Origin of the sequence: Paracoccus aminovorans (assembly GCF_001546115.1) — a bacterium.
Classification (GTDB): domain Bacteria; phylum Pseudomonadota; class Alphaproteobacteria; order Rhodobacterales; family Rhodobacteraceae; genus Paracoccus; species Paracoccus aminovorans_B.
Genome location: NZ_KQ955208.1, coordinates 981,960 through 1,004,133, shown reverse-complemented (window position 1 = coordinate 1,004,133; position 22,174 = coordinate 981,960). Strand labels below are relative to the sequence as shown.

The window sequence follows — 22,174 nt, the reverse complement described above, 5'->3', positions numbered from 1 at the left end:
GGGGGTGCAAGGCCAAAATCGCCTTTTCGGAAATCTTTTTCCGCACCCCCGCGAATGCCCGTGGTTTCAGGCGATTTCGGCCCGCGACACCGGGATCGCCAGCTCGCGCGGCAGGTGCAGGATGAACTGGGTGCCGTCCTCGTCGCTGCGCAGAAGCTCCAACCGGCCGCCGTGGTTGCGCACCAGGTCGGCGGCGATGGCCAGCCCCAGCCCGGTGCCGCCCTTGCGCGAGCCGCCCGAGAAGGGCTGGAACAGGAAGTCGCGCGCCTTCTTCGGCAGGCCGGGGCCGGTGTCGCCGATGCGGATCCACCATTCCTGCTCGTCCTCGCCGGCGCCGATCTCGATGGTGCCGGGCTGGCGCGTGGCCTCGATGGCCTGGCGGGCATTGCGCACCAGGTTCGACAGCACCCGAAACAGCTGGTCGCGGTCGGCCCTGACCGACAGGCCGGGCGGCACGTCGGTCAGGAACTCGATGGGCTCGGCCCCGTCCAGCCGGTCGGCGGCCAGCGCCTCGCCCTCGGTCACCTCGGTCACCAGCGCGGAAAGGTTGAAACGCGACAGCGACGGCGCCGGCTCCTCGGCCTTGCCGAAGGCCAGCGTGGTCTCGCACAGATTCACCGCGCGGCTGATCGAGTTGACCAGCTTGGGCGCGGCGCGGCGCACGGCGGGGTCGGCGCTGGTCTCCAGCCGGTCGGCAAAGATCTGCGCCGTGGTCAGGATATTGCGCAGGTCGTGGCTGATGCGCGCCACCGCCTGGCCCAGCTGCGCCAGCCGGTCCTTCTGCTTCAGGGCCGAGGTCACGGTGCGCTGCATGGCGGCCAGCGCCGTCTCGGCCTCGTTCAACTCGGCCAGGCGGGCGGTGGGGGTGATGATGGCGCGGGCGTCCTCGGGCGCGCCGGCATAGGCAGTCATGTGGCTGATGACGCGCCGGATCGGCACCAGCAGCAGCCTTTGCGCCGCGATGTTCAGAAGCAGCGCCGTCAGGATCGAGAAAGCGGCCGAGATCGCCAGCAGCCGCAACCCGTAGTCGATCATCTCGGTGCGCAGCCGGGCCGTGTCCATGGTGATCTCGATCAGCTGGCCGGCCTGGTTGACCGGAGCGCCGATGATGCGGATCACCTTGTTCTGCGGATCGAAAAGCTGGGCCAGCGCATCGCGCGCCGAGCTCCAGAACGGCTGCTCGCGCAGGTCGTAGGTGGCCGAGATCGGCCCCGGAATCGGCGAGGACAGCACCAGCTGGCGCACGTCGTTCCGGCGCAGCACCACGTTGAAGACGCCGGCGTTCTCCAGCAGTTCCGATTCCAGCTCCGAGGCCAGCGATTCGTCGGTCGCCAGCAGCGCAAGGCTGGCGATCTGCGCCCGCTCCAGGCGCGATTCCAGGAAATCCAGCCGGTAGTTCGCAAGCGAGGGCAGCAGGATCAGCAATTCGGCCAGCAGCACGAAAATGCCCGTCAGCAGGGCGAATCGGCCGGAAAGCGTGTTCAGGGCCATGGCAGGTTTCGCGTTTCCCCTCGTCTCGGCGCTCGCTGCTTCACATAATGGCAAAGGCCGTGCAGTTCAAACATGCGTGACATTGCCCGGGTTCCATCGGCCGGCCCCCGCGGCGAGAGCGCGCCGAAAATGCCGCTATTGTGGTTGACTTGGCGGGCGGGGGCGACTATCCAGCGGGCCTCGAATGACCGGCGCGTCCTGCGTGGGCCGGCTGCCCATACCCTGACACGCCCTGACCCGGAGTTGAAAGATGTCGAAACGCACCTACCAGCCGTCGAACCTGGTTCGCGCCCGTCGCCACGGCTTCCGCGCGCGCATGGCGACCAAAGGCGGCCGCCGCGTGCTGAACGCCCGCCGCGCCAAGGGCCGCAAGTCGCTCAGCGCGTAAGCCCTGACGCGCGCCACGGCGCGGGCTTTCCCTGATGGACAGCACCCACGAAGTCGCCGCCGCTGGCCGGACCGTCGCCGATGCGATCCCGGACAGGGCGGCTTCTGGCGTTTTCGCGCTCGAGGTGCTGCGCAAGCGGGCGGATTTCCTGCGCGCGGCCTCGGCCCGCCGCCAGGGCATGCCGGGCTTCCTGCTGCAGGCCCGCCACCGCGAGGCGGACGAGGCGGGGCAGGGCATCCGCGTCGGCTTCACCTGCTCCAAGAAGATCGGCAATGCCGTGACCCGCAACCGCGCCAAGCGCCGGCTGCGGGCGCTGGCGCGCGAGGTCCTGCCGGCCGCGGCGCGTCCCGGCTGGGACTATGTGCTGGTCGGGCGTCCGGGCGCCACCGTCAGCCGCGACTTCGCCGAGCTGCGCGCCGATCTGGCATCCGCGCTGGCGCGGGTGCACGGCAAATGACCCCGCTGGCCCGGCTGCTGGCGCTGCCGGTGCGCGGCTATCGCCTGGTCGCCAGCCCCTGGGTCGGGCATGGCTGCCGCTTCCAGCCGACCTGCTCGGCCTATGCGCTCGAGGCGCTGGAGCTGCACGGCGGCATCAAGGGCGGCTTCCTGGCCGCGCGGCGCATCTGCCGCTGCCATCCCTGGGGCGGGCACGGCTTCGACCCGGTGCCGGGGGCAAAGGCGCAACCGCGGGACTGACCCCGCGGCGGTTTCATGCTATTCAAGGCGCCAAGGCGCGACGAGGACATCATGCGGGACCAGCTCTCCGACGAGACCGAGGCCTTCGACGGCCCCGAGGACATCCACCCGCTGTTTCGCGGCGCCCCGTCCTCGACCGAGTTCCGCAAGCTGAGAAAGCGCCTGGTGCGCGAAACCCGCGCCGCCATCGAGACCTATGACATGATCCGCCCCGGCGACCGCTGGCTGGTCTGCCTCTCGGGCGGCAAGGACAGCTACACGCTGCTCGCGGTGCTGCACGAGCTGAAATGGCGCGGGCTTTTGCCGGTCGAGCTGCTGGCCTGCAACCTCGACCAGGGCCAGCCCGGCTTTCCGGCGACGGTGCTGCCCGAATTCCTGACCGACCGGCAGGTCGCGCATCGCATCGAATACCAGGACACCTATTCCATCGTGAAGGAAAAGGTGCCGGCCGGCCGGACCTATTGCGCGCTGTGTTCGCGGCTGCGGCGCGGCAATCTATATCGCATCGCGCGCGAAGAGGGCTGCCAGGCCGTGGTGCTGGGCCATCACCGCGACGACATCCTGGAAACCTTCTTCATGAACCTGTTCCACGGCGGACGGCTGGCCTCGATGCCGCCGAAGCTGCTGAACGAAGAGGGCGACCTGAACGTGCTGCGCCCGCTGGCCTTCGTGGCCGAGGCCGATTGCGACCGCTTTGCCCGGGCGATGCACTATCCGGTGATCCCCTGCGATCTTTGCGGCAGCCAGGAGGGCTTGCAGCGCATGCAGGTGAAGAAGCTGTTGGACGAATGGGAGACGCGCAGCCCGGGCCGCCGCCAGGTGATGTTCCGGGCGCTGATGAACGTGCGCCCCTCGCATCTGCCGGACCCGGCGCTGTTCGATTTCACCGCGCTCAGCCCGGATATGTCGGATTTTAATGAAAAAGACGTGCCGCGGCTGCGCGAACATTAACCGAACGAAAAACTTCGCGGCCTAGACTGGTCCCTGGAGAACAAGATTCGGGACTGGGGAATGGCTTACGGAATCGGGGCGGCGGCGGCGCGTCTGGCACGGCTGGTCAAGGGCGATGGCGGGGCACCGCATCGGACGCGGCTGGCCCTGGTGCTGCGGCTCGAGAATGTCGATACGCTGCGCGGCGGCCTTGGCCCGCAGGTCATGGAGCTGCTGCTGGACCAGCTGACCCGCCGGCTGGTGGCCGAGATGCGGCTGCTGCCGCAGCTGCGCAGCCCCGGCTCGGCCGAGGTGCTGGGCCTTTTCGCCATCGGTCGCCAGCAGGCCGTGCCCGGGCTTTTGGCCCGGTTGCAGGCGATCTGCGGCCGGGGGGTCGAGTTGCCCGACCTGCGCATCTGCCCGGTGGTGAATGCGGTCATCGTCGGCGACGAGACCGGCGCGGCCGATCCGGCGGCGCTTTACGCCCATGGCCGCGCGGCCTTGCAGGGCTGCGACCCGCTGTCGCCGGCCGGCCAGCTGCGGTTCGTCGAGATGCCGGTTCCGGGCGCCGAGCCCGCTCCGGCCGCCGCGCCGGCGCTGACGCTGGACCGCATCGGCCTGCTCTTCCAGCCGCAGATCTGCTGCGACACCGGCGCGGTGCTGGGGCTGCGCGTGCTGACGCGGCTGCGCATGGACAATGCGGAAAGCCGCGACCTCGACGAGATCGAGCCCCGGCTCGACGACGAGACGCTGAGCCATGTCGCGACCCATGTCCTGCGCCAGGCGCTGGATTGCCTGAAGGGCTGGGACCGCATGGGCGCGGCGGTGCCGCGGCTGACGCTGCCGTTTTCGGACCGGATGCTGGCCGATCCCCTGCTGGCCGACTCGATCCTGTGGGAGCTGGACCGCCACGACCTGCTGCCCGGCCGGCTGGAGATCGAGCTTTGCGAGCCGATCGGCCGCAGCGGCGGCCGGGTGCCGGTGACGGCCTGCCTGCACCGGCTGGCGGCGGCGGGCTGCGCGCTGGCGCTGGGGGATTTCGGCACCGGCAGCGCCGGCCTTGGCGACCTGCGCCGCTTCGGTGTTGGCCGCGTCCGCATCGGCCGCGAATTCGTCGCCGATTGCGACCGCCGCGCCGACCAGCAGCGCATGATCCTGGCCATCCTGGCCCTGGCCGAGCATCTGCGGCTGGCGACCCTGGCCGACGGGGTGGCGACGCAGGACGAGAACGCCTTCCTGGCCCAGATCGGCTTTGCTGCCGTGCAGGGACCGGCGGTGGCGCCGCCGATGTCGGCGGCCGATGTCGATGATTTCCTGCTGGAGCACGGCCGCTCGCTACCGCTGGCCTTCGACCTGCGCCGCAGAGGCTGAATGCCTCCTTTCGTCGGGGCGCCATGCCCCGACCAGCTCAGGTATCGGCACGCCAGTCGGAACGCTTTGCCTCTCGCGCCGCCCGAAGGCTGGCCGTTCGGGCCGATTCGAGCGTCGCCTGCGGCCACCGGCGCAAGGGCGGATCTTCCTTTATGCTCGGAACATGCCGCGGCAGCCGGGACGCGCAGATCTCGCTGCTTGAGGGGATGCAGCAGAAAGGTCCCCGCGCCTCGATGAAGGCGCTCGTTGACCAAAAGACATGCTCGCTTGCATCCCTTCTGCGCCGGCCGCTGCGGACCAGCCGTCGACAAGCGCGCTCTCCGCCGGCCACGGCTGCCAAGGCGTCTCCCGAGCCGCCGCGCTCCCTCAGTTGATCCGGCGCCGCGTTCCGATGCACGCGATCCAGGCCGAAGTTGGCCCCTGTCGCGATGCGGTCAGGTGCGGACCGCTGGATCTGCCCATGGGTTGCGTTCCGGCGCATCTTTCTTGCGCAGGCCACGCCCCGGAGCATCCGGCGGCAAAGGCTCTCGCCGGCTTGTCCACCGGGCCGCTCCACCTTTTGCGCTGCTCGATCAACGCAAGCGATCCAGGCCAAGGCCGACCCTGTCGCGTGCGCCCGGGCGCCGCCCGCGGCCTCTGCCCGAGGGCCGCGTTCCGGCGGTTTCGGGCAAATTCCCTTGACCTTTGCCGGTCGCTTCTGTTGAAGCGGCCCGAACCCTCTGGCTGGGGTCAAGACGAAGGGCTGGTCCGGAATGCAAGACAACAATCGCAACCTCATCCTGGCGATGGTGCTTTCGGCCCTCGTCATGCTCGTCTGGTCGATCTTTTTCGCCCCCGAGCCCGCGCCCCCGGCGCAGGAGCCGGCGCAAAGCTCGGCCCAGGGCGGTGCGGCCCAGGATGGCGCGGCGCAGCCCGGCGCTCCGGCCGGCAGCACCCAAGGCGCCGCCCCCGCGCTCGCGACCGCCGACGCGGCCAGCAGCGATCCCTCGGCCCAGGCCCAGCGGCTCAAGATCGAATCCCCCTCGCTCGCCGGCTCGATCTCGCTGGCCGGGGGCCGGATCGACGATCTGGAGCTGACCGGCTATCATGAGACGCTGGATCCGAATTCGCCCTTCGTCCGGCTGCTGTCGCCCACGACCATGCCCGCGCTGAAGGCCGAGGGCAGCCCGGTCGCCCCCGGCGGCGGCCTGCAGCCGGCGGTGCAGAAACCCTATTACGCGGTCTATGGCTGGATGCCCGGCCCCGGCACCGACCCCGCCCTGGTGCCCGGACCGGCAACGCTGTGGCAGGTCGAATCCGGCACCACCCTGGCGCCGGGCCAGCCGGTCACGCTGGCTTGGGACAATGGCGCCGGCCAGATCTTCCGCCGGGTCTATGAGCTTGACGACAAGTTCCTGTTCACCGTCACCCAATCGGTCGAGAACACCGGCACCGCGCCCTTCGCCGCCGCGCCCTATGGCATTCTTGCGCGCCACGGCAAGCCGGACACCCAGAACTTCTTCGTCCTGCACGAGGGCGTCGTCGGCATGACCGACGGCAAGCTGCTCGAGGAGAAATACAAGAACCTGCCCGACCTGGCCCCCGTGGCCGGCGAAGGCCCGGCGCAGCTGATCGAGGTCCAGGAAAACGGCTGGGTCGGCTTCACCGACAAATACTGGATGACCACGCTGGCGCCCGCGCCGGGCAACGCCTTCACCGCCGTGGTGAAATACGCCCCCGGCGCCGACATCTATCAGACCGAGACCCGGATGCCGATGCAGACCGTGGCCCCGGGCGCGACCGGCACCTCGTCCAGCTATCTCTTCGCCGGCGCCAAGGTCTGGGAGACGATCAACGGCTACCAGCAGACCCCCGGCATCGACCGTTTCGTCGATTCCATCGACTGGGGCTGGTTCTACTTCCTGACCAAGCCGATCTTCCGCCTGCTGCACTGGCTGCACGGCTTCATCGGCAACATGGGCTGGTCGATCATCGGCCTGACCTTCATCCTGAAGCTGCTGGTCTTCCCGCTGGCGCGCAAATCCTACATCTCGATGGCCAAGATGAAGGAATTGCAGCCGCAGATGGAGGCGCTGAAGGAACGCACCGGCGACGACCGGATGAAATACCAGAAAGAGGTGATGGAGCTCTACAAGCGCGAAAAGGTGAACCCCGCCGCGGGCTGTTTGCCGGTGCTGCTGCAGATCCCGATCTTCTTCTCGCTCTACAAGGTGATCTTCGTCACCATCGAGCTGCGGCACGCGCCCTGGATCGGCTGGATCCGCGACCTCTCGGCGCCCGATCCGTCCAGCCTGTGGAACCTGTTCGGCCTGCTGCCCTGGACGACGCCGGGCCAGGGCAGCTTCCTGCACAGCTTCACCCTGCCGGCGCTGGCCATCGTGCTGGGCATCTCGATGTGGATGCAGCAGCGGTTGAACCCGGCCCCGGCCGATCCGGCGCAGAAGATGATCTTCGCCTGGATGCCCTGGATCTTCATGTTCATGCTGGGCGGCTTCGCCTCGGGGCTGGTGCTGTACTGGATCACCAACAATACCATCACCATCATCCAGCAGTACACGATCATGTCGATGCACGGCCACCGGCCCGACCTGTTCGGCAACATCCGCTCCAGCCTGCCCGCGCGCGGCAAGGCCGAGGCCAAGCCCAAGGAAAAGGGCGGCAAATGATCGCCCGCATCGCCCGGATCCGGCGCCACCCGATCAAGTCGATCGGCGGCGAGGACATCGCCCGCACCCGTCTGGATGCGGCGCGGCGCCTGCCGGGCGATCGGCACTGGGCGCTCCTGACCGAGGGCGGCGAGCGCCACGCCGGCGCGGGCGCGCGTCCCGAGCGCTGGCTGCCGAAATCCTGCTTCCTGCGCGGCGCGGCCGCCGCCGGCTTGCAGGCGGTGCAGGGCGGCTGGGGCGAGGGCGCGCCGGGCGGACCGATCCGCCTGCGCCATCCCGACCTGCCCGACCTGGCCTTCGACCCGGAAACCGAGAGCCAGCGGCTGGTGGACTGGGTCCGTCCGCTCTGGCCCGCGGACAAGCCGGCGCCGACCCGGCTGGTGCAGGGCCCGACCGGCTGGACCGATGTCAGCCAGCCCTGGATCTCGATCCTGTCGCTCTCGAGCCTGGCCGATCTGGAAACGCGGCTGGGCCAGCCGCTGGGCGTCGAGCGCTGGCGCGCGAACCTGTGGCTGGACGGCTGGGCGCCCTATGCCGAACGCGACCTGATCGGCCATATCCTGACCATCGGCGGCCTGGAGCTGCGGGTGACCGAGACCATCGGCCGCTGCGCTGCGACCAGCGCCGACACCGCCACCGGCCAGATCGACCTGGACATGCCCGAGGCGCTGGCCGCGCAATTCGGCCATTCCGATTTCGGCATCTATGCCGAGGTGGTCACCGGTGGCGAGATCGCCTTGGGCAATGAGGTGCGCGCATGAAGGTCGCCTTTCCCGTCGCCCCCGAGCCCGATCCCGAGGCCGCCGAGGCCGCCCGCAAGCTGTTCGCCGGCCCGGTGGATTTCCTCAAGGGCGTCGTCGCCATGGACGGATTGCCGCCCGCCGACCGGCCCGAGGTCTGCTTCGCCGGCCGCTCGAATGTCGGAAAGTCCAGCCTGATCAACGCCCTGACCGGGCGGAACGGGCTCGCGCGCGCCTCGAATACCCCGGGCCGCACGCAGGAAATCAACTATTTCACCTTAGGCGAACAAGCCTATCTGGTCGACCTGCCGGGCTATGGTTTCGCCAAGGCGCCGGTCGCCGTCGTGGCGAAATGGCAGGCGCTGCTGAAAGCCTATCTCTCGGGGCGGCCGACCCTGCGCCGCGCCTTCGCGCTGATCGATTCGCGCCATGGCGTGAAGGATGTCGATCACGAGATCATGAAGCTGCTCGACCGCTCCGCCGTGCCCTTCCAGGTGGTGTTGACCAAGGGCGACAAGATCGGCCCGCAGGCCATGCAGGCCACCGTCGCCCAGGTGCAGGAGGCGCTGCAGAAGCATCCCGCCGCCTACCCCGAACTTGTGATCACAAGCTCGGACAAGGGGCAGGGCATTGCCACGCTGCGCAGCATCATCGCCGGCCTGGACTAGGCGGTCTGGACGGGGCGGCGCCGGCGCCCTAGGCTGCGCCCGACGAACAGGGGCCTTTGGATGAGAACGCAGAACATGAACCGTGACTGGATTGCCACCGCCCGCACCCTTTCGGAAGCACTGCCCTATATGCAGCGCTATTCCGGCGCGGTGGTGGTGGTGAAATTCGGCGGCAATGCCATGGGCGACGATGAGGCCATGGCCGAATTCGCCCGCGACATGGTGCTGATGAAGCAGGTCGGCATCCATCCGGTCGTCTGTCACGGCGGCGGCCCGATGATCAACGAATTGCTGAAGAAGCTGGGCATCGAGAGCCATTTCGTGCGCGGCAAGCGCGTCACCACCCGCGAGACGGTCGAGGTGGTGGAAATGGTGCTGTCGGGCCTGGTGAACAAGCGCATTGTGCAGGCGATCAACGACGCCGGCGGCCGCGCGGTTGGCATTTCGGGCAAGGACGACGACCTGATGGTCTGCGAGCCCGACGACCCCGAGCTGGGCTTCGTCGGCCGCCCGGTCGAGATGAACGTGCAGATCATCCGCGACCTCTACAATGCCGGGCTGATCCCGGTCATCGCCCCGGTGGCGACGGGGATGGAGGATAACGAGACCTTCAACGTCAATGGCGATACCGCCGCCGGTGCCATCGCCGGCGCGCTGAAGGCCGACCGGCTGCTGCTCCTGACCGATGTCTCGGGCGTCAAGGACGCCTCGGGCGAGGTTCTGACCCAGATCCACCCCGACCAGGTCCGCGCCATGATCGCCGACGGCACCATCGCCGGCGGCATGATCCCCAAGACCGAGACGGCGCTGAAGGCGCTCGACGAGGGGGTGCGCGCCGTGGTGATCCTGGACGGGCGGGTGGCCAATGCCTCGCTTCTGGAGCTCTTCACCGAACATGGCGCCGGCTCGCTGATCCGCTCGACCGAACCGCGGGTCAAGCCGCGCGGCTTGCGCCAGGGCGACAGCGAACTCTAGGCGCGGGCGGGCCAAGAGAGTGCTTGCCGGCGCGCCGGCAGCTGTGGCAGGCTCGGGGTCCGTTGCGTAAACTAAACCGCATGGCCGAAAAGGCAATTCGATGACCCCTCTCGGACACTGTCGCCTGATCCTGACTCGGCACGCGAAATCCTCCTGGGATGATCCGGCGCAGCCGGACCACGACCGGCCGCTGAACGACCGCGGCTGCCGCTCGGCCCGCGAGCTGGGCGACTGGCTGGCGAGCCGCGGCTACGAGCCCGAGGAGGTGCTGTGCTCGACCGCCGAGCGCACGCGCGAAACCTGGTCCCGCATCGCGCTGGCGCCGCTGGAGGTGCGGCCGCATATCCGCTACGAGCCGGGGCTTTATCAGGCGACGCCCGAGAAGATGCTGGCGATTCTGCGCACGGCTTCGGCGCCGACGGTGATGATGATCGGCCACAACCCCGGCATCGCCGAATTCGCCGCCACCTTGCCGGCGCGGGCGCCGCTGGACCCGGACTTTCGCCGCTATCCGACCGCCGCGACGCTGGTGGTGGATTTCCAGATCGACGATTGGTCGCAACTGCGCCCGGGCGAGGGCAGCGTGATGGATTTCACCCGCATGGACGGCCGGCGCTAGACTGTCGGTGCAAGGACTTGCCGCCTGTCGACCAAGGGCCAGGCAGCCTGTGATGGCGGCGGCGTGCCGCGGGAAGCCCTGGTGAACAGGCTTGCGACGTTCCGCTATTGCTCTTGCCGGCCGATGTCCTCGATCAGGATGCGCTGCACGTCGCTGCCGGCCGCCGCCTGGGCTGCCGCCAGAAGCGCGCTGCGCAGTCGCTGCTGGGCCGGGTCGGCGGTGAAGTTGCCGTCGAAGCCGCCGGTATTGGCCTCGATCAGCAAGGCATTCAGCAGCGCATCGCGCAGGCGGTGTTCCTGCGCTTCGATGCGCGGGCGCGCCGAGGAGGGCATCTCGACCGTCAGCGTCAGGACCATGATCGCCGTCGGCGTGCCGTTGCGCAGGATCGGGACGAAGAACTGGCTGGGGAATTTGAACCAGTCGAGCTGGCCTTCGCCCTCGGTAGCCTCGCCGTGACCGGCGTCGCCATGGCCCGCATCGGCCGCGGGCGCGTCATGGCCCTCTGCGGCGGGCTCGGGTCCGGCTTTGGCCGGCTCGGCGGTTTCATGGCTCTCGTCGCCGGTGGCCTGGGCGCTTTCGGGTTTCTTGCCGGCCTGCAGCATGTCGCCGCCGAAGGCGCTGGCGATGAAAGCCAGCAGGGGAACAAGCAAAAGAACGATCTTCTTCACGAGCGGCAGCCTCAATAGGGAAGCACGATGTCGGCGATCTGCTGGCCATAGCGCGGCTGCTGCACGTCGCTGATCTGGCCGCGCCCGCCATAAGAGATGCGCGCCCCGGCGATCCGGTCATACGAGATCTCGTTGCGCCGGCCGATGTCCGAGGGGCGCACGAAGCCGCTGACCGTCAGCTCGCGGATCTCGTAGTTCACCCGCACCTCTTGCGTGCCCTGGATGCGCAGGACACCGTTCGGCAGGCGCTCGACGACCGTGGCGGCGACGCGCAGGGTCATCTTGTCCCGGCGCGAGATATTGCCGCTGCCCTTGTAGCTGGACGAGGCCTTGGCCTCGGCAAGCTCGTCCATGCTGGCGCCCTCGGGCAGGATCTTGTCGATGCGTTGCGGCAGACCGGCCATGCCGGGAATGCTGACCTTGTCGGCCGAACTGCGGCTGCGGCCCGAGCTGTTCTGGATCTCGGCCCGGTCGTCGATCTCGATCACCACGGTCAGGATGTCGCCGCGATTGGCGGCGCGCCGGTCCGCCACCAGCGAGTTCTGCGCGGTCGTCCACAGCGAGGCTGTGCTGTCCATGCGATCGGGCAGCTCCTGCGCGCCATAGCCTTGCGAGGTCATGGCTTGGAATTCGACGCTGCTTTCGGGCTGGGTCATGTCCGGCACTTGGCCGACCTGCGCGACGCGGCCGCAGCCGGTCAGCGAAAGGGCGATGCTGGCCGCGCCAAGCAACAGGACGGGGCGCGATGGCATGGAGGTGGTCATGGCTGGATCCTTCAGTTTTGCATGACGATCACGGTGCCGTCCGGGGCGACGCGCCCGGAAACGGTGACGCGCGATGCGCTGTTCATGACGCGGATGACCTGCCCGGCGCTGCCGGCGGACAGGGCGCGGCCCTCGGCCTCGATCCGCAGGGCAGAGCGCTCATAGGCAAGGGTGACGAGCTGGTTGCGGTCGACCAGGGTCGGGGCGGACAGTTGCGAAGGGTCGATCCTGCGGCCCTGATAGACCATCGCCCGCAATTGCAGGCCCACCACCTGCGAGACATCCGGCGCGATGCCCTCGGCCTCGGCCGACAGCGTGACATCCTCGGCCGAGATCACCGTGCCGACGGGCAGGGTGCGGGTCGCGAGCAGCGCGTCGGCAAGGCAGGGCTGCGGCAGGGCCAGAAGCAGCAGGGCAAGATAGCGCATCACCGCACCTGCACCGTGGTGCCCAGCATCTGGTCGGCGGCGGTGATGACCTTGGAGTTCAGCTCGTAGCCGCGCTGCGCCTTGATCAGCTCGGCGATCTCGCGCACCGGATCCACGGCGCTTTCCTCCAGGAAGCCGCCGCGCAGCGTGCCAAGCCCCTCTTGCCCCGGCGTGGCGATACGCGGCGGACCCGAGGCGACGGTTTCCAGGAACAGGTTCGAGCCGCTGGCCTCGAGGCCCTTTTCGTTGATGAAGCTTGCCAGCGTGATCTGGCCCAGGTTCTCGGGTTCGACGCGGTCGTCGAAATAGGCGAAGACCTCGCCGTTGGTATTGATCGAGATGCTGCGCGCATCCTCGGGGATGGTGATGTCGGGGACCAGCGGATAGCCTTCCGAGGTCACCACCTGGCCCTCGGCCGAGCGTTTCAGGCTGCCGTCGCGGGTATAGGCCGAAATCCCCGAGGGCAGCGTCACCTCGAGATAGCCGGTGCCGTCCACGGCGACATCGAGGTCGCCATTGGTCTGGCTCAGCGGGCCTTGGCCCAGCATCACCGTGACGCTGGCCGGGCGCACGCCCAGGCCCAGCTGCACGCCGGCCGGGACCATGGCGCCATTGGTGGCGGTCAGGGTGCCGGGCCGGGTGACCTGCTGGTATTGCAGGTCGGCGAATTCCGCCCGGCGCGGGTTGTAGCCGGTCGTCGACATGTTCGCGAGGTTGTTCGAGATGACCTCGACGCGCATCTGCTGCGCGCTCATCCCGGTTGCCGCGATCTGAAGTGCTCTCATGGTCTGTCCTTTCAGCGGGTCAGCGAGGTGATGGTCAGGCGGATGCGCTGGTCTTCCTGGTCGAGGAAGCTCTGGCCCAGCTCATAGGCGCGCTGGACCTCGATCATGCGCGACAGCTCCAGCACCGGGTCGACGTTGGAATCCTCCAGGAAGCCCTGACGCAGCCTGGCTTCCTCGAGCGGCTCGACGGCGCCGCCGGGGTCGAAGAGCGTGCCGGCCTCGTGCTGCAGCTTCGCGGGATCGGGGCTAGCGAAGATGCCGACGCGGCCGACCGGGTTGCCGTCGGCCGAGACGGTGCCGTCTGTGCCGATGCCGACGCTGCGCACCCCGGCCGGGATCACGATCGGCGCCTGGCCGTCGTCCAGCAGCTGGTAGCCGTCGCCGTTCACCAGCTCGCCCTCGGCATTGGTCATGAAGGCGCCGGCGCGGGTCAGGCGGTTGCCCTGCGGCGTCTGCACCATCAGGAAGCCGTCGCCCTCCAGCGCCAGGTCGTATTGGCCGTTGGTCTGGGTCATGCCGCCCGGGCGCAGGTCGACCATGCGGCCGCGGCCATTGGCCATGGCCAGCGTCTCGCCCCGCCGGTCCAGCGGCACCATGTATTCCGAAAACACCACGCCCTCGCGCCGGAAGCCGGTGGTATTGGCATTGGCGATATTGTTGGCCACGCTGCGCATCTCGCGCATCAGGCCGGACTGGCGGGTCAGGGCGGCATAGATCGCGTTGTCCATGGCCTAGGACCCCGCGATCTGCGGCAGCAACTGGTCGGTGAAGAAGCTCGCCAGGGTTGCCGTCATGAAGCTCATGCTGACCCAGAACACCACCAGCATCAGCCCGATCTTCGGCACGAAGGTCAGCGTCATCTCCTGGATCGAGGTCAGCGCCTGGAACAGGCCGATCACCACCCCGGCGACCAGCGCCACGATCAGCAGCGGCGCCGACATGCGCACCGCGATCCACAGCGCCTGCCGGGTCAGGTCGAAAATCAGGTTCTCGTCCATCGCCCGACCTCAAACCGGCATCCGCAGGATTTCCTGATAGGCCTCGACCACCTTATCGCGGATGGCGACCACGGTCTCGAGCGCGATCTCGGCCTGGGCGATGCTTTGCACCAGCTCATGCGTGTCGGTCTTGCCGGCCATGCTGCCGGTGGCGGCAATGTCCACCTGGTCCATGACCTTGGCGAAATCCGCGGCGGCATTGGTCACGCCCTGCGGCAGGCCTTCGGCCGGGGTCACGGCATTGCGGGCGCGGTCATAGGCAGTGGCGGCAATTATCGAAGAAATCATGGCGATACCCCTTAACGGCGGATCAGATCCAGCAGCGAGCTGCCCATCTGACGGGATTGTTCAAAGACACGGAGGTTGGCCTCGTAGCTGCGGCTGGCCTCCTTGGAATCGGCGATCTCGACCACCAGGTCGACGTTCGAGCCGGCGTAATAGCCCTCGTCATTGGCCATCGGATGCGCGGGATCATAGATCTCGGGCAGGTCGCGCCGATCGAGCCGCGTCGGACCCGGGGCCACGGCGCCGGTCGGGCGGCCGAAATCCATCTGCTCCTGGAAGGCCACCGTCTTGCGGCGGTAGCCGGGCGTGTCGGCATTGGCGATGTTTTCCGAGATGTGGCGCAGCCGCACGGATTGCGATTTCATCCCCGAGACGGCCAGTTCGACGGCGGAAAGCGGTTCGGTCATCGCTCGTCCCCCTAGCCGCGCCGGCCGATGCTGGTGCGCAAGAGCGACAGCGAGGATTTCGTCACCGCCAGCGAGATGTCGAATTCCCGCTTGGCCGCGGCGCTGCGGAACATCTCGTCCTCGATCGAGACGGTGTTACCGTTCGGCGCCGGCTCGCCGCCGGCGTCCAGCGCACGCTCGGCGCCGCTGCCCCAGCTGACCCCGGTGACATGGCCGGGACGCGAGGCGCGCATCTCGGCCGCGGGCTGCGAGCGATAGGTTTCGGCGAATCCGGCCAGATCGCGCGAGCGAAAGCCGGGCGTGTCCGCATTGGCCACGTTCCGGGCGATCAGCTTCTGCCGTTCCGCCGCATGTGCGGTCAGCGCGCCGGCCATCCGCAGGGTTTCGATCCGGTCAAACATCGAGGCATCTCCTCTGTTCCGATAAACCCGGTCTTAACCCCAATAGGTTTAGAAACCCTTTCGAGGCGCAGGCCCTGCGCGAAAAAAGCGGAGCTCGGAATGGATAAAATGCAGGCCATCGCGGCGCGGATGCGCGGGCTGGGCATGACGCGGCATTACGGCCAGGTCAGCGCCATCCAGGGCGGGGTGATCCTGGCGGCCGGGCTGAACAGCCATGCGTCTCTTGGAGATCGCGTCGTCTTTTCAAGGCGTTCCGGCGACAAACTCAGCGGAGAGATCGTGGCCTTGCACAGCGACCAGGCGGCGATCCTGCCCGAGGGGCCGATGGACGGGCTGTCGATCGGCGCCCGCGTCGAGCTGGTCTTTGCGCCCGCGCTGGCGCCGGCGAATTCCTGGATCGGGCGAATCATCGACCCCTTCGGCCAGCCGCTGGACGGCCGCCCCATCCTGGCCGGCGGCGAGGAGCGCGGCTTTCGACCGGCCCCGCCGCCGGCCGCCTCGCGCAACCGGCTGGGCGCGCGGCTGGACACCGGGCTTGCGGTCTTCGACACCATCCTGCCCTTGGTGCGCGGCCAACGCATGGGGCTGTTCGCGGGCTCGGGCGTCGGGAAATCGACGCTGCTTTCGGCGCTCGCCAAGGGGGTTTCGGCCGATGTCGTGGTGATCGCGCTGGTGGGCGAGCGCGGCCGCGAGCTGCGCGAATTCGTCGAGGAAACCCTGGGCGAGGAGGGCATGGCGCGTTCCGTCGTGGTGGCCGCGACCTCGGACCAGTCGCCCTTGATGCGCCGGCGCTGCGCTTGGGCGGCGATGACCGTGGCCGAGCATTTCCGCGACCAGGGCCGGCACGTGCTGTTCCTGGCCGATTCGATCACCCGCTTTGCCGAGGCGCATCGCGAGATCGCGCTCGCGGCCGGCGAAAGCCCCAGCTACCGCGGCTTTCCGCCCTCGGTCTCGCAGCTGATCATGGCGCTGGCGGAGCGCTCGGGGCCGGGGCCGCAGGGGGCGGGCGATATCACGGCGATCTTCAGCGTGCTGGTCGCCGGTTCGGACATGGAGGAGCCGGTCGCCGACATCCTGCGCGGCACGCTGGACGGCCATGTCGTGCTGGACCGCGCCATTGCCGAGCGCGGGCGCTATCCGGCGGTCGATGTGCTGCGCTCGGTCTCGCGCTCGCTGCCGCAGGCGGCCAGCGCGCCGGAAAACCTGCTGATCGCGCGGGCGCGGGCGCTGCTGGGCACCTATGCCGAATCCGAGCTGATGATTCGCGCCGGGCTGTATTCGCAGGGCTCGGACGCGCGGCTGGACGAGGCGGTGCGGCTTTACCCGGCGCTGGACCAGTTCTTCACCCGGCAAAGCCCGCATGCCCGGCAAAGTTTCGCGCTTCTGGCCGAGGCCTTGGGCGCCGCGCCCGCACGGGCGGCCTGATCGCCGGGAAGTCTAGGAATCCCGCGGATTTATGGCAAGATTGATGAAAGTTAACCCGGCTTCCCGGGTCATTGCACGTCCCGGGCAGAGTTGACAATCTCCCGCGGTCTTCCCGAGGAGCATCATGGCCATAACCGAGTATTTCGTTCGCTATCTGCAACGACGGGATCTGCTGTGCGCCGGCGACATCGACCGCCTGCGCGCGGTGCGCACCTGCCATGTCGCCTTTCGCCCCGGCGAGGTCATTGTGCCGCGCGGCCGGCTGGCCAGCCGCAGCTGCATGATGCTGCGCGGCATGTCGGCGCGCCAGCATTCCATCGTCGGCCGCCCGGCCGAGCGGGTGATCACCGCCCTGCATGTTCCCGGCGATTTCGTCGACCTGCACGGCTTCGTGCTGGCGGGGCTGGAGCATGACGTGGTCGCCGTGGGCGAGGCCGAGGTCGAATTCGTCGACCATGACGAGCTGCGCGAGATCACCGCCAATTTCCCGCACCTGACCCGGCTGCTGTGGATGTCGACGGCGATCGACGCCTCGATTCACCGGCAATGGCTGGTCGCGGCGGCCTCGCTGCGCTCCAGCGCGCATCTGGCGCATCTGCTGTGCGAACTCTGCACCCGGCTGGCCAGCGTGGGCGCGGCCCAGGCCTATCGCTTCACCCTGCCGCTGCTGCAAAAGGAACTGGCGGATATCCTGGGTTATACGCCGATCCATGTGAACCGCGCGGTGCGCGACCTGCGGGCCGGCGGGCTGATCCGCTGGCAGGGCAGCGAGGTCGAGATCCTGGACTGGCAGGGGCTGGCGCGTCTGGCGCGCTTCAACCCGGATTATCTGGAGCTGGACCGGGTGCGGCGCTGATTACTGGCACAGTCGCCAGCCGCCGCGCCGCGCCTTGATGTCCAGATGCAGGTGGTTGTCATGCGCCGCATTGGCGCCCGGCCCCAGCACGGTGGTGAAATAGAGGCAAGCCGCGCCGCGCACGGCGCGCTGGAAGGCCTCGGCCAGATCGCCCTTGTCCGCGCGCGGCTCGACGGCGAAGCGGCTGCCGTCGTCGAAGCGGAAGGCGGCGATGTCGAAGGCATTGCCGAATGCGTGCTCGGACAGGCCGGTGCCGTCATTGCCGACCGTCGCCCGGCATTGATAGGTCGAGCCCGGCTCCAGCGCCATCAGCCGCGGCTGGCCCGGCAGCAGCGCCGAGGCCGGGCGCACGAAATCCCGCAGCCAATGCGCGAGTTGCCGCGCCGTGTCGCAGCGCATCGGCGCGCCGCCTGGGATCTCGATGCCGGGCAGGGGCGCATGCAGCAGGATCGGCCGGTCGATGCCGCAATCGGGCTGGTCCGGGTCGGTGAGCGGCGCTTGCGGCGCATAGTCGGCGCCGAGCAGGGTCAGCTCCAGCAGGCAGGCGGAATGGTCGAAGTCGCTTTCCCGCAGCGTGGTGTGGACCGGCGGGCCGGCGGGTTCCACGGGCTCGGGCGCGGGCTGGCCCTCCTGCGGCTTTGGCGCCTCGGGCCCAGGCGTCTCGCCCTGCGGCTCGGGCCTCGCGGCGGGCACGGCGGGCTCCGCTGCGGGACGCGGGGCCGGGCGTTCCTCGGCCGGTGCCATGGGGCGCGGGGCAGGAGGATCCTGTGCCAGCGCCAGCCCGGGCAAGAGCAGCAGCGCCAGCAGCAGGGCGCGCATCTCAGGGCTGCGCCGTCGGGGCATAGAGCGTCACGCTGCCCGCCGGATTGCCCGGCAGGGTTTCGGGCAGCCCCACGTCCGAGGGATATTCGGGCTCGTCCATCGCGCCCGCGGGAAGCGGGGTCGCCGGCACCAGCGGCTCGGTCGAGGGCGCCTCGGGCGTCACCACCAGCGGCGCCGGGCTTGCGACCGTGCTGGCGACAGCTGCGGCGGTGCCGGTCGAGGCAGCCTGGGCCACGGCCCCCATCACATTCTCCGCCACCGCACCCGTCACCGCCCCGGCGGCCACGACCGGCGGTAGGCGGTCACCGCGCGCCGGCGGCCGGGTCGCGGCCAGCGTCACCGCCGCGGCCTGGGTCGCCGAGGTCACCGCCGCGATGCCGGTCACATCGGCGATGCTGACGCCCGGGTCCAGAAACTCGACCGTCGTCACCTTGGCCTTGACCATATGCGCCAGCTCCCATGCGTCCCAGTTGGTCAGCCGCACGCAGCCATGCGACTGGTTGAGGAACAGCTGCGAGGGCGTGGCGGTTCCGTGGATGCCATAGCTGGGCTCGGACAGGTCGATCCAGACATTGCCGACCGGCGCGTTCGGCCCTGGCGGCACGATCAGCACGCGGTCGTTCTCGCCCTGCTTGAAGTTGCGCATCGGGTTGTAGGTATAGGTCGGGTTCAGCGCCACCGCGTCGACCAGGTGGTTGCCATGCGGCGAGGGCGTGTCGGACGAGCCGACCGTGGCCGGGTAATCCGCGACCATCTTGCCCTTGGCGTCATAGGCGGCGACGCGGCGGGTGGCCTTGTCGACGATGATCCGGGTCACGGTGGCGCGGATCGGCTGCGCCGGCACGGTGACATGGATCGTCTCGCCGGGCTGGAAAGCCGCGCCGGGGTTCATCTTGGCCAGGAACTTCTCGTCCATGTGGAAACGCTCGGCCAGCTTTTCCAGCACGCTGGTATAGCCCTGCGAGGTCATCGCCGCCTTTTCGGCATAATCCGAGGGAATGCGGTCGACGAGCCCGGTCGCGTCCTCCTCGGTGATGGTATAGTCCATGGTCAAGGGCGCCGCGGCATAGCCTTGCAGCAGCTCCCAGACGGCATGGTCCATGCGCCCGGTCATCGGCAGGCCGGCACGGCGCTGGAAGGCCTTGATCGCGCTTTCGCTCATGCCGCCGCGCCAGCCGTCCACCACGCCGGGCGAGATGCCCGAGCGGTCCAGCAGGATCTGCGCCTTGACCGTCAGCGCCGACTGCCCGGCCGGCAGGTCGGTGCCATCGAATTGCGCGGCCTCGATCTGGTCGCGGCTGATCGAGGTCAGCGCCTTGGGCTTGGGCGGCGCGGTGGGCGCGACGGCAGGGGCCTGGGCCTGCGCCGGCACGGGGCCGAGGGCCGGGATAAGCGCGGCGGCGGCCAGCGCCAGGGACGCCAGGTTCGGGCGGGTCGGGAACATGCTCGGGTCCGGTCTGTTTGCCAGTTGTCTTGTCGTTTTGCCGGCATGTTTGGCCAAATGCGCAGGCCTTGGCAAGCAATCAGCGGTCAACTCGGCTTGATCCGTCAGATCGTCGCGGTCATCCGATGTTCCTCGGGATAATAGCTGCGGGTCAGCGAGATCGGCATGTTGTCGAGCCAGTCCATGCGCTCCATCATTAGCACCGGCGCCTCGGGGGCCAGGCCCATCGCCTCGGAGACGAAGCCCTCGGAGGCCAGGGTGGCCGCCATCGCCATGCTGCCGCGGTTGACCGGGACATGGCCCAGCAGCCATTCGCAGGGGCTGAGATGTTGCAGCGCCTCGCGGGTCAGGCCCGGGGCGGCGAAATCGTTCACCCAGCGCTCCTCGCAGCAATAGAGCGCGCCATCGGCGGTGAAGCGCGAGCGGATGCGCAAGAGCAGCTCATCGCTGTGCAGCAGCATCGCTTGGGCGATGTCGGCGGGCGGGTGTTGCTGGCGATAGTCGAGCAGCGTGTAGCCATAGACCTTGCCCGCCGCCTCGATCTCGCGGCGCAGCAGGAAGCGGACCGCCTGCACGCGCGGATGGGCCGCGACCCGGGTGCCGACCTTGCGGCGCCGTTCCAGCACGCCGCTTTGCGCCAGGGCTTGCAGCGCCCGGTTGACGGTGGCGCGGGCGCAGCTGAATTCCGCGGCCAGCTCGGCCTCGGTCGGGATCAGCTCGCCCTCGGGCCAGGTGCCGTTGCGGATGCGGTTGAGCACCTCTTCCTGCACGCTTTGCCAGGTCATGTTGCGCCGCTTGCGGCCCTGTTCTTCTGCGGCGAGGGCTTGGGCCACGGGTTTGGGAAGTTCCATCATATCAATAATCGGGCGATCTTTATCGAGGGGAGGTTGAATTGGGCACTCGATAACGGCGGCTTGCCGCGATGCCGCGATGTGCCGGTTGGGCGGACGTGAAACCGGACACTCAAGTAAACTCGTCAGTTCAGGTTTGAGAGGAAATTCGCACTGCGGTCAAGCCCCTTCGTTTCGCCGGGCAGCGGCGGCGGATGTTGACAAAGCCGGGCGCGGGCGGGACAACGCTGGGCAATTCGCAAGAGGTGATGCCCGTGTCGGAAGCGACGTCAATCCGCGGTCCCGCCATCCCGGCCACCGCCTGGACGGTGCTGATCGCGATCAGCCTGTGTCATATGGTCAATGACATCATGCAATCCATGCTGGCGGCGATCTATCCGCTGCTTCAGCAGGAGTTCACCCTGTCCTATTGGCAGATCGGGCTGATGACCTTCGCCTTCCAGGTCACGGCCTCGCTGTTGCAGCCGCTGGTGGGGATGGTGACGGACAGAAAGCCGATGCCGCGCTCGCTGTCGGTCGGCATGGCCTCGACGGTCTTCGGCGTGCTTCTGCTGGCCCTGGCGCATGAATATTGGGTGCTGCTGGCCGGGGCCATGCTGATCGGCGTCGGCTCGGCGGTGTTCCATCCCGAAAGCTCGCGCGTGGCGCGCATCGCCTCGGGCGGCCGCTTCGGCACCGCGCAATCGCTGTTCCAGCTGGGCGGGAATTTCGGCCAGGCGCTGGGGCCGCTGCTGGCGGCCTTCATCGTCGTGCCGCTGGGCCGGCCCTCGGTCGCGATCTTTTCGATCATGGCAATGATCGGCTCGGCCGCGCTCTGGCAGGTCGGCAGCTGGGCCGAGGGCCGGCGCAAGGCGGCGGGCGCGCGCGCCGTGCCGGTCTCGCCCTATTCGCGGCGGCGGGTGACGGTGGCGATCGTGGTGCTGGCGCTGCTGACCTTTACCAAGAACATCTATACCGCCAGCCTGTCGAGCTATTACACCTTCTTCCTGATCGAGAAGTTCGGGTTGAACACCCAGCAGGCGCAGCTGATGCTGTTCCTGTTCCTGGGCGGCATGGCCGGCGGCGTCATGCTGGGCGGGCTGATCGGCGACCGGGTCGGGCCGCTGAAGGTGATCTGGTTCTCGATCCTGGGCATCCTGCCCTTCACCCTGGCGCTGCCCTATGTCGGGCTGGCCGCGACCGGGGTGCTGACGGTGGTGATCGGGCTGATCCTCGCCTCGGCCTTTCCGGCCATCGTGGTCTTTGCCCAGGAGCTGGTGCCGGGACGGACCGGCATGATCGCCGGCATCTTCTTCGGCTTCGCCTTCGGCATGGGCGGCATCGCCGCTGCCGTGCTGGGGGTGATCGCCGATGCGCGGGGCATTGAATATGTTTATAGAATCTGTGCCTACCTGCCGCTGATGGGGCTGCTTACGATCTTTCTGCCGCGCATGCGGCGGATGTGACGGCCGCGGGCGGGGGCTTTGCCCCCACACCCCCAGGATATTTCGACAAGA

At 68.6% G+C, this 22,174-nt stretch carries 26 protein-coding genes; 13 read left to right on the top strand and 13 right to left on the bottom strand.

Going from position 1 to position 22,174, the window contains the following annotated elements; translation table 11 throughout:
- Window positions 1-66: 66 nt before the first annotated feature.
- A complete protein-coding gene (locus ASV56_RS05230) occupies window positions 67-1,491 on the bottom strand; it encodes a sensor histidine kinase (RefSeq protein ID WP_062561073.1) in 1,425 nt (474 codons plus the stop codon).
- Between the two features lie 250 nt (window positions 1,492-1,741).
- Between ASV56_RS05230 and rpmH the strand changes: the two genes are divergently transcribed.
- The 10 genes from rpmH (at window position 1,742) to ASV56_RS05180 (ending at window position 10,544) form a co-directional block, all read left to right on the top strand.
- A complete protein-coding gene (gene rpmH, locus ASV56_RS05225; protein ID WP_017998233.1) occupies window positions 1,742-1,879 on the top strand; it encodes a 50S ribosomal protein L34 in 138 nt (45 codons plus the stop codon).
- A 34-nt stretch (window positions 1,880-1,913) separates the two neighbouring features.
- Window positions 1,914-2,336, top strand: coding sequence for a ribonuclease P protein component (gene rnpA, locus ASV56_RS05220; RefSeq protein ID WP_062561072.1), 423 nt, complete (start codon window positions 1,914-1,916; stop codon window positions 2,334-2,336).
- On the top strand, window positions 2,333-2,575 hold the full coding sequence (gene yidD / locus ASV56_RS05215; protein ID WP_062561071.1) for a membrane protein insertion efficiency factor YidD: 243 nt from the start codon (window positions 2,333-2,335) through the stop codon (window positions 2,573-2,575). The genes rnpA and yidD overlap by 4 nt, the downstream gene beginning before the upstream one ends.
- 51 nt (window positions 2,576-2,626) lie before the next feature.
- Window positions 2,627-3,526 (top strand): tRNA 2-thiocytidine(32) synthetase TtcA, encoded by a 900-nt coding sequence (ttcA, locus tag ASV56_RS05210; RefSeq protein ID WP_062562239.1) that lies wholly within the window; start codon window positions 2,627-2,629, stop codon window positions 3,524-3,526.
- Window positions 3,527-3,586: 60 nt separating this feature from the next.
- Window positions 3,587-4,876 carry an EAL domain-containing protein gene (locus ASV56_RS05205; protein WP_062561070.1) on the top strand — a complete coding sequence of 430 codons (1,290 nt, stop codon included), beginning with the start codon at window positions 3,587-3,589 and terminating at the stop codon, window positions 4,874-4,876.
- A gap of 752 nt (window positions 4,877-5,628) precedes the next feature.
- Window positions 5,629-7,542: a membrane protein insertase YidC gene (yidC, locus tag ASV56_RS05200; RefSeq protein ID WP_062561069.1), complete on the top strand. Its 1,914-nt coding sequence runs from the start codon at window positions 5,629-5,631 to the stop codon at window positions 7,540-7,542.
- Window positions 7,539-8,303, top strand: a complete 765-nt coding sequence (locus ASV56_RS05195; protein ID WP_062561068.1) for an MOSC domain-containing protein — start codon at window positions 7,539-7,541, stop codon at window positions 8,301-8,303. The genes yidC and ASV56_RS05195 overlap by 4 nt, the downstream gene beginning before the upstream one ends.
- Entirely contained in the window at window positions 8,300-8,950 is a 651-nt protein-coding gene (gene yihA, locus ASV56_RS05190) for a ribosome biogenesis GTP-binding protein YihA/YsxC (protein WP_062561067.1), read from the top strand. The genes ASV56_RS05195 and yihA overlap by 4 nt, the downstream gene beginning before the upstream one ends.
- A 75-nt stretch (window positions 8,951-9,025) precedes the next feature.
- On the top strand, window positions 9,026-9,925 hold the full coding sequence (argB, locus tag ASV56_RS05185; protein ID WP_062561066.1) for an acetylglutamate kinase: 900 nt from the start codon (window positions 9,026-9,028) through the stop codon (window positions 9,923-9,925).
- Between the two features lie 100 nt (window positions 9,926-10,025).
- Window positions 10,026-10,544 carry a SixA phosphatase family protein gene (locus ASV56_RS05180; RefSeq protein WP_017998223.1) on the top strand — a complete coding sequence of 173 codons (519 nt, stop codon included), beginning with the start codon at window positions 10,026-10,028 and terminating at the stop codon, window positions 10,542-10,544.
- Window positions 10,545-10,648: 104 nt separating this feature from the next.
- Here the strand turns inward: ASV56_RS05180 and ASV56_RS05175 are convergent, their stop codons facing one another.
- From ASV56_RS05175 to ASV56_RS05135, 9 genes are read right to left on the bottom strand one after another with little or no spacing between them, the layout of a single operon-like run.
- Window positions 10,649-11,212 carry a hypothetical protein gene (locus ASV56_RS05175; protein WP_253879870.1) on the bottom strand — a complete coding sequence of 188 codons (564 nt, stop codon included), beginning with the start codon at window positions 11,210-11,212 and terminating at the stop codon, window positions 10,649-10,651.
- Between the two features lie 11 nt (window positions 11,213-11,223).
- A complete protein-coding gene (gene flgH, locus ASV56_RS05170; RefSeq protein ID WP_062561064.1) occupies window positions 11,224-11,976 on the bottom strand; it encodes a flagellar basal body L-ring protein FlgH in 753 nt (250 codons plus the stop codon).
- Between the two features lie 11 nt (window positions 11,977-11,987).
- Complete coding sequence (gene flgA, locus ASV56_RS05165; RefSeq protein ID WP_062561063.1) at window positions 11,988-12,404, bottom strand: flagellar basal body P-ring formation chaperone FlgA; 417 nt, start codon at window positions 12,402-12,404, stop codon at window positions 11,988-11,990.
- Entirely contained in the window at window positions 12,404-13,189 is a 786-nt protein-coding gene (gene flgG, locus ASV56_RS05160; RefSeq protein ID WP_062561062.1) for a flagellar basal-body rod protein FlgG, read from the bottom strand. Before flgG ends, flgA begins: the two co-directional genes overlap by 1 nt.
- Before the next feature lie 11 nt (window positions 13,190-13,200).
- Complete coding sequence (locus ASV56_RS05155) at window positions 13,201-13,917, bottom strand: flagellar hook-basal body complex protein (protein WP_062561061.1); 717 nt, start codon at window positions 13,915-13,917, stop codon at window positions 13,201-13,203.
- Between the two features lie 3 nt (window positions 13,918-13,920).
- The gene (locus ASV56_RS05150) at window positions 13,921-14,187 is read right to left on the bottom strand and encodes a flagellar biosynthetic protein FliQ (RefSeq protein ID WP_062561060.1); all 267 of its coding nucleotides are present in this window, start codon (window positions 14,185-14,187) and stop codon (window positions 13,921-13,923) included.
- Between the two features lie 9 nt (window positions 14,188-14,196).
- Window positions 14,197-14,475 carry a flagellar hook-basal body complex protein FliE gene (locus ASV56_RS05145; RefSeq protein ID WP_062561059.1) on the bottom strand — a complete coding sequence of 93 codons (279 nt, stop codon included), beginning with the start codon at window positions 14,473-14,475 and terminating at the stop codon, window positions 14,197-14,199.
- 11 nt (window positions 14,476-14,486) lie between these two features.
- Entirely contained in the window at window positions 14,487-14,879 is a 393-nt protein-coding gene (gene flgC / locus ASV56_RS05140) for a flagellar basal body rod protein FlgC (protein ID WP_017998215.1), read from the bottom strand.
- A gap of 11 nt (window positions 14,880-14,890) precedes the next feature.
- Window positions 14,891-15,280, bottom strand: a complete 390-nt coding sequence (locus ASV56_RS05135) for a FlgB family protein (RefSeq protein ID WP_017998214.1) — start codon at window positions 15,278-15,280, stop codon at window positions 14,891-14,893.
- A 108-nt stretch (window positions 15,281-15,388) separates the two neighbouring features.
- Between ASV56_RS05135 and ASV56_RS05130 the strand changes: the two genes are divergently transcribed.
- The gene (locus ASV56_RS05130; RefSeq protein WP_062561058.1) at window positions 15,389-16,705 is read left to right on the top strand and encodes a FliI/YscN family ATPase; all 1,317 of its coding nucleotides are present in this window, start codon (window positions 15,389-15,391) and stop codon (window positions 16,703-16,705) included.
- 124 nt (window positions 16,706-16,829) lie between these two features.
- Window positions 16,830-17,561, top strand: coding sequence for a Crp/Fnr family transcriptional regulator (locus ASV56_RS05125; protein WP_062561057.1), 732 nt, complete (start codon window positions 16,830-16,832; stop codon window positions 17,559-17,561).
- Here the strand turns inward: ASV56_RS05125 and ASV56_RS05120 are convergent, their stop codons facing one another.
- From ASV56_RS05120 to ASV56_RS05110, 3 genes are all read right to left on the bottom strand, one after another.
- Window positions 17,562-18,380, bottom strand: coding sequence for an extensin-like domain-containing protein (locus ASV56_RS05120; protein ID WP_062561056.1), 819 nt, complete (start codon window positions 18,378-18,380; stop codon window positions 17,562-17,564). It lies immediately after the preceding gene.
- Between the two features lies 1 nt (window position 18,381).
- Entirely contained in the window at window positions 18,382-19,827 is a 1,446-nt protein-coding gene (locus ASV56_RS05115) for a L,D-transpeptidase family protein (protein WP_062561055.1), read from the bottom strand.
- Window positions 19,828-19,931: 104 nt separating this feature from the next.
- Entirely contained in the window at window positions 19,932-20,612 is a 681-nt protein-coding gene (locus ASV56_RS05110) for a GntR family transcriptional regulator (protein ID WP_253879869.1), read from the bottom strand.
- Between the two features lie 314 nt (window positions 20,613-20,926).
- On the opposite strand from ASV56_RS05110, the gene ASV56_RS05105 reads away from it, so the two are divergent.
- Window positions 20,927-22,123, top strand: coding sequence for an MFS transporter (locus tag ASV56_RS05105; protein WP_062561053.1), 1,197 nt, complete (start codon window positions 20,927-20,929; stop codon window positions 22,121-22,123).
- Window positions 22,124-22,174 lie beyond the last annotated feature (51 nt).

What these genes read in the sequence shown, in the direction of transcription:
- ASV56_RS05145 (WP_062561059.1), bottom strand. Translation starts at nt 14,475, where the DNA reads ATGATTTCTTCGATAATTGCCGCCACTGCCTATGACCGCGCCCGCAAT.
- yidC (WP_062561069.1), top strand. Translation starts at nt 5,629, where the DNA reads ATGCAAGACAACAATCGCAACCTCATCCTGGCGATGGTGCTTTCGGCC.
- ASV56_RS05150 (WP_062561060.1), bottom strand. Translation starts at nt 14,187, where the DNA reads ATGGACGAGAACCTGATTTTCGACCTGACCCGGCAGGCGCTGTGGATC.
- ASV56_RS05195 (WP_062561068.1), top strand. Translation starts at nt 7,539, where the DNA reads ATGATCGCCCGCATCGCCCGGATCCGGCGCCACCCGATCAAGTCGATC.
- ASV56_RS05135 (WP_017998214.1), bottom strand. Translation starts at nt 15,280, where the DNA reads ATGTTTGACCGGATCGAAACCCTGCGGATGGCCGGCGCGCTGACCGCA.
- ASV56_RS05230 (WP_062561073.1), bottom strand. Translation starts at nt 1,491, where the DNA reads ATGGCCCTGAACACGCTTTCCGGCCGATTCGCCCTGCTGACGGGCATT.
- argB (WP_062561066.1), top strand. Translation starts at nt 9,026, where the DNA reads ATGAACCGTGACTGGATTGCCACCGCCCGCACCCTTTCGGAAGCACTG.
- ASV56_RS05155 (WP_062561061.1), bottom strand. Translation starts at nt 13,917, where the DNA reads ATGGACAACGCGATCTATGCCGCCCTGACCCGCCAGTCCGGCCTGATG.
- flgG (WP_062561062.1), bottom strand. Translation starts at nt 13,189, where the DNA reads ATGAGAGCACTTCAGATCGCGGCAACCGGGATGAGCGCGCAGCAGATG.
- ASV56_RS05130 (WP_062561058.1), top strand. Translation starts at nt 15,389, where the DNA reads ATGCAGGCCATCGCGGCGCGGATGCGCGGGCTGGGCATGACGCGGCAT.
- ASV56_RS05125 (WP_062561057.1), top strand. Translation starts at nt 16,830, where the DNA reads ATGGCCATAACCGAGTATTTCGTTCGCTATCTGCAACGACGGGATCTG.
- flgC (WP_017998215.1), bottom strand. Translation starts at nt 14,879, where the DNA reads ATGACCGAACCGCTTTCCGCCGTCGAACTGGCCGTCTCGGGGATGAAA.
- ttcA (WP_062562239.1), top strand. Translation starts at nt 2,627, where the DNA reads ATGCGGGACCAGCTCTCCGACGAGACCGAGGCCTTCGACGGCCCCGAG.
- ASV56_RS05180 (WP_017998223.1), top strand. Translation starts at nt 10,026, where the DNA reads ATGACCCCTCTCGGACACTGTCGCCTGATCCTGACTCGGCACGCGAAA.
- ASV56_RS05105 (WP_062561053.1), top strand. Translation starts at nt 20,927, where the DNA reads ATGCCCGTGTCGGAAGCGACGTCAATCCGCGGTCCCGCCATCCCGGCC.
- yidD (WP_062561071.1), top strand. Translation starts at nt 2,333, where the DNA reads ATGACCCCGCTGGCCCGGCTGCTGGCGCTGCCGGTGCGCGGCTATCGC.
- ASV56_RS05205 (WP_062561070.1), top strand. Translation starts at nt 3,587, where the DNA reads ATGGCTTACGGAATCGGGGCGGCGGCGGCGCGTCTGGCACGGCTGGTC.
- ASV56_RS05110 (WP_253879869.1), bottom strand. Translation starts at nt 20,612, where the DNA reads ATGACCTGGCAAAGCGTGCAGGAAGAGGTGCTCAACCGCATCCGCAAC.
- rnpA (WP_062561072.1), top strand. Translation starts at nt 1,914, where the DNA reads ATGGACAGCACCCACGAAGTCGCCGCCGCTGGCCGGACCGTCGCCGAT.
- ASV56_RS05115 (WP_062561055.1), bottom strand. Translation starts at nt 19,827, where the DNA reads ATGTTCCCGACCCGCCCGAACCTGGCGTCCCTGGCGCTGGCCGCCGCC.
- ASV56_RS05120 (WP_062561056.1), bottom strand. Translation starts at nt 18,380, where the DNA reads ATGCGCGCCCTGCTGCTGGCGCTGCTGCTCTTGCCCGGGCTGGCGCTG.
- rpmH (WP_017998233.1), top strand. Translation starts at nt 1,742, where the DNA reads ATGTCGAAACGCACCTACCAGCCGTCGAACCTGGTTCGCGCCCGTCGC.
- yihA (WP_062561067.1), top strand. Translation starts at nt 8,300, where the DNA reads ATGAAGGTCGCCTTTCCCGTCGCCCCCGAGCCCGATCCCGAGGCCGCC.
- flgH (WP_062561064.1), bottom strand. Translation starts at nt 11,976, where the DNA reads ATGACCACCTCCATGCCATCGCGCCCCGTCCTGTTGCTTGGCGCGGCC.
- flgA (WP_062561063.1), bottom strand. Translation starts at nt 12,404, where the DNA reads ATGCGCTATCTTGCCCTGCTGCTTCTGGCCCTGCCGCAGCCCTGCCTT.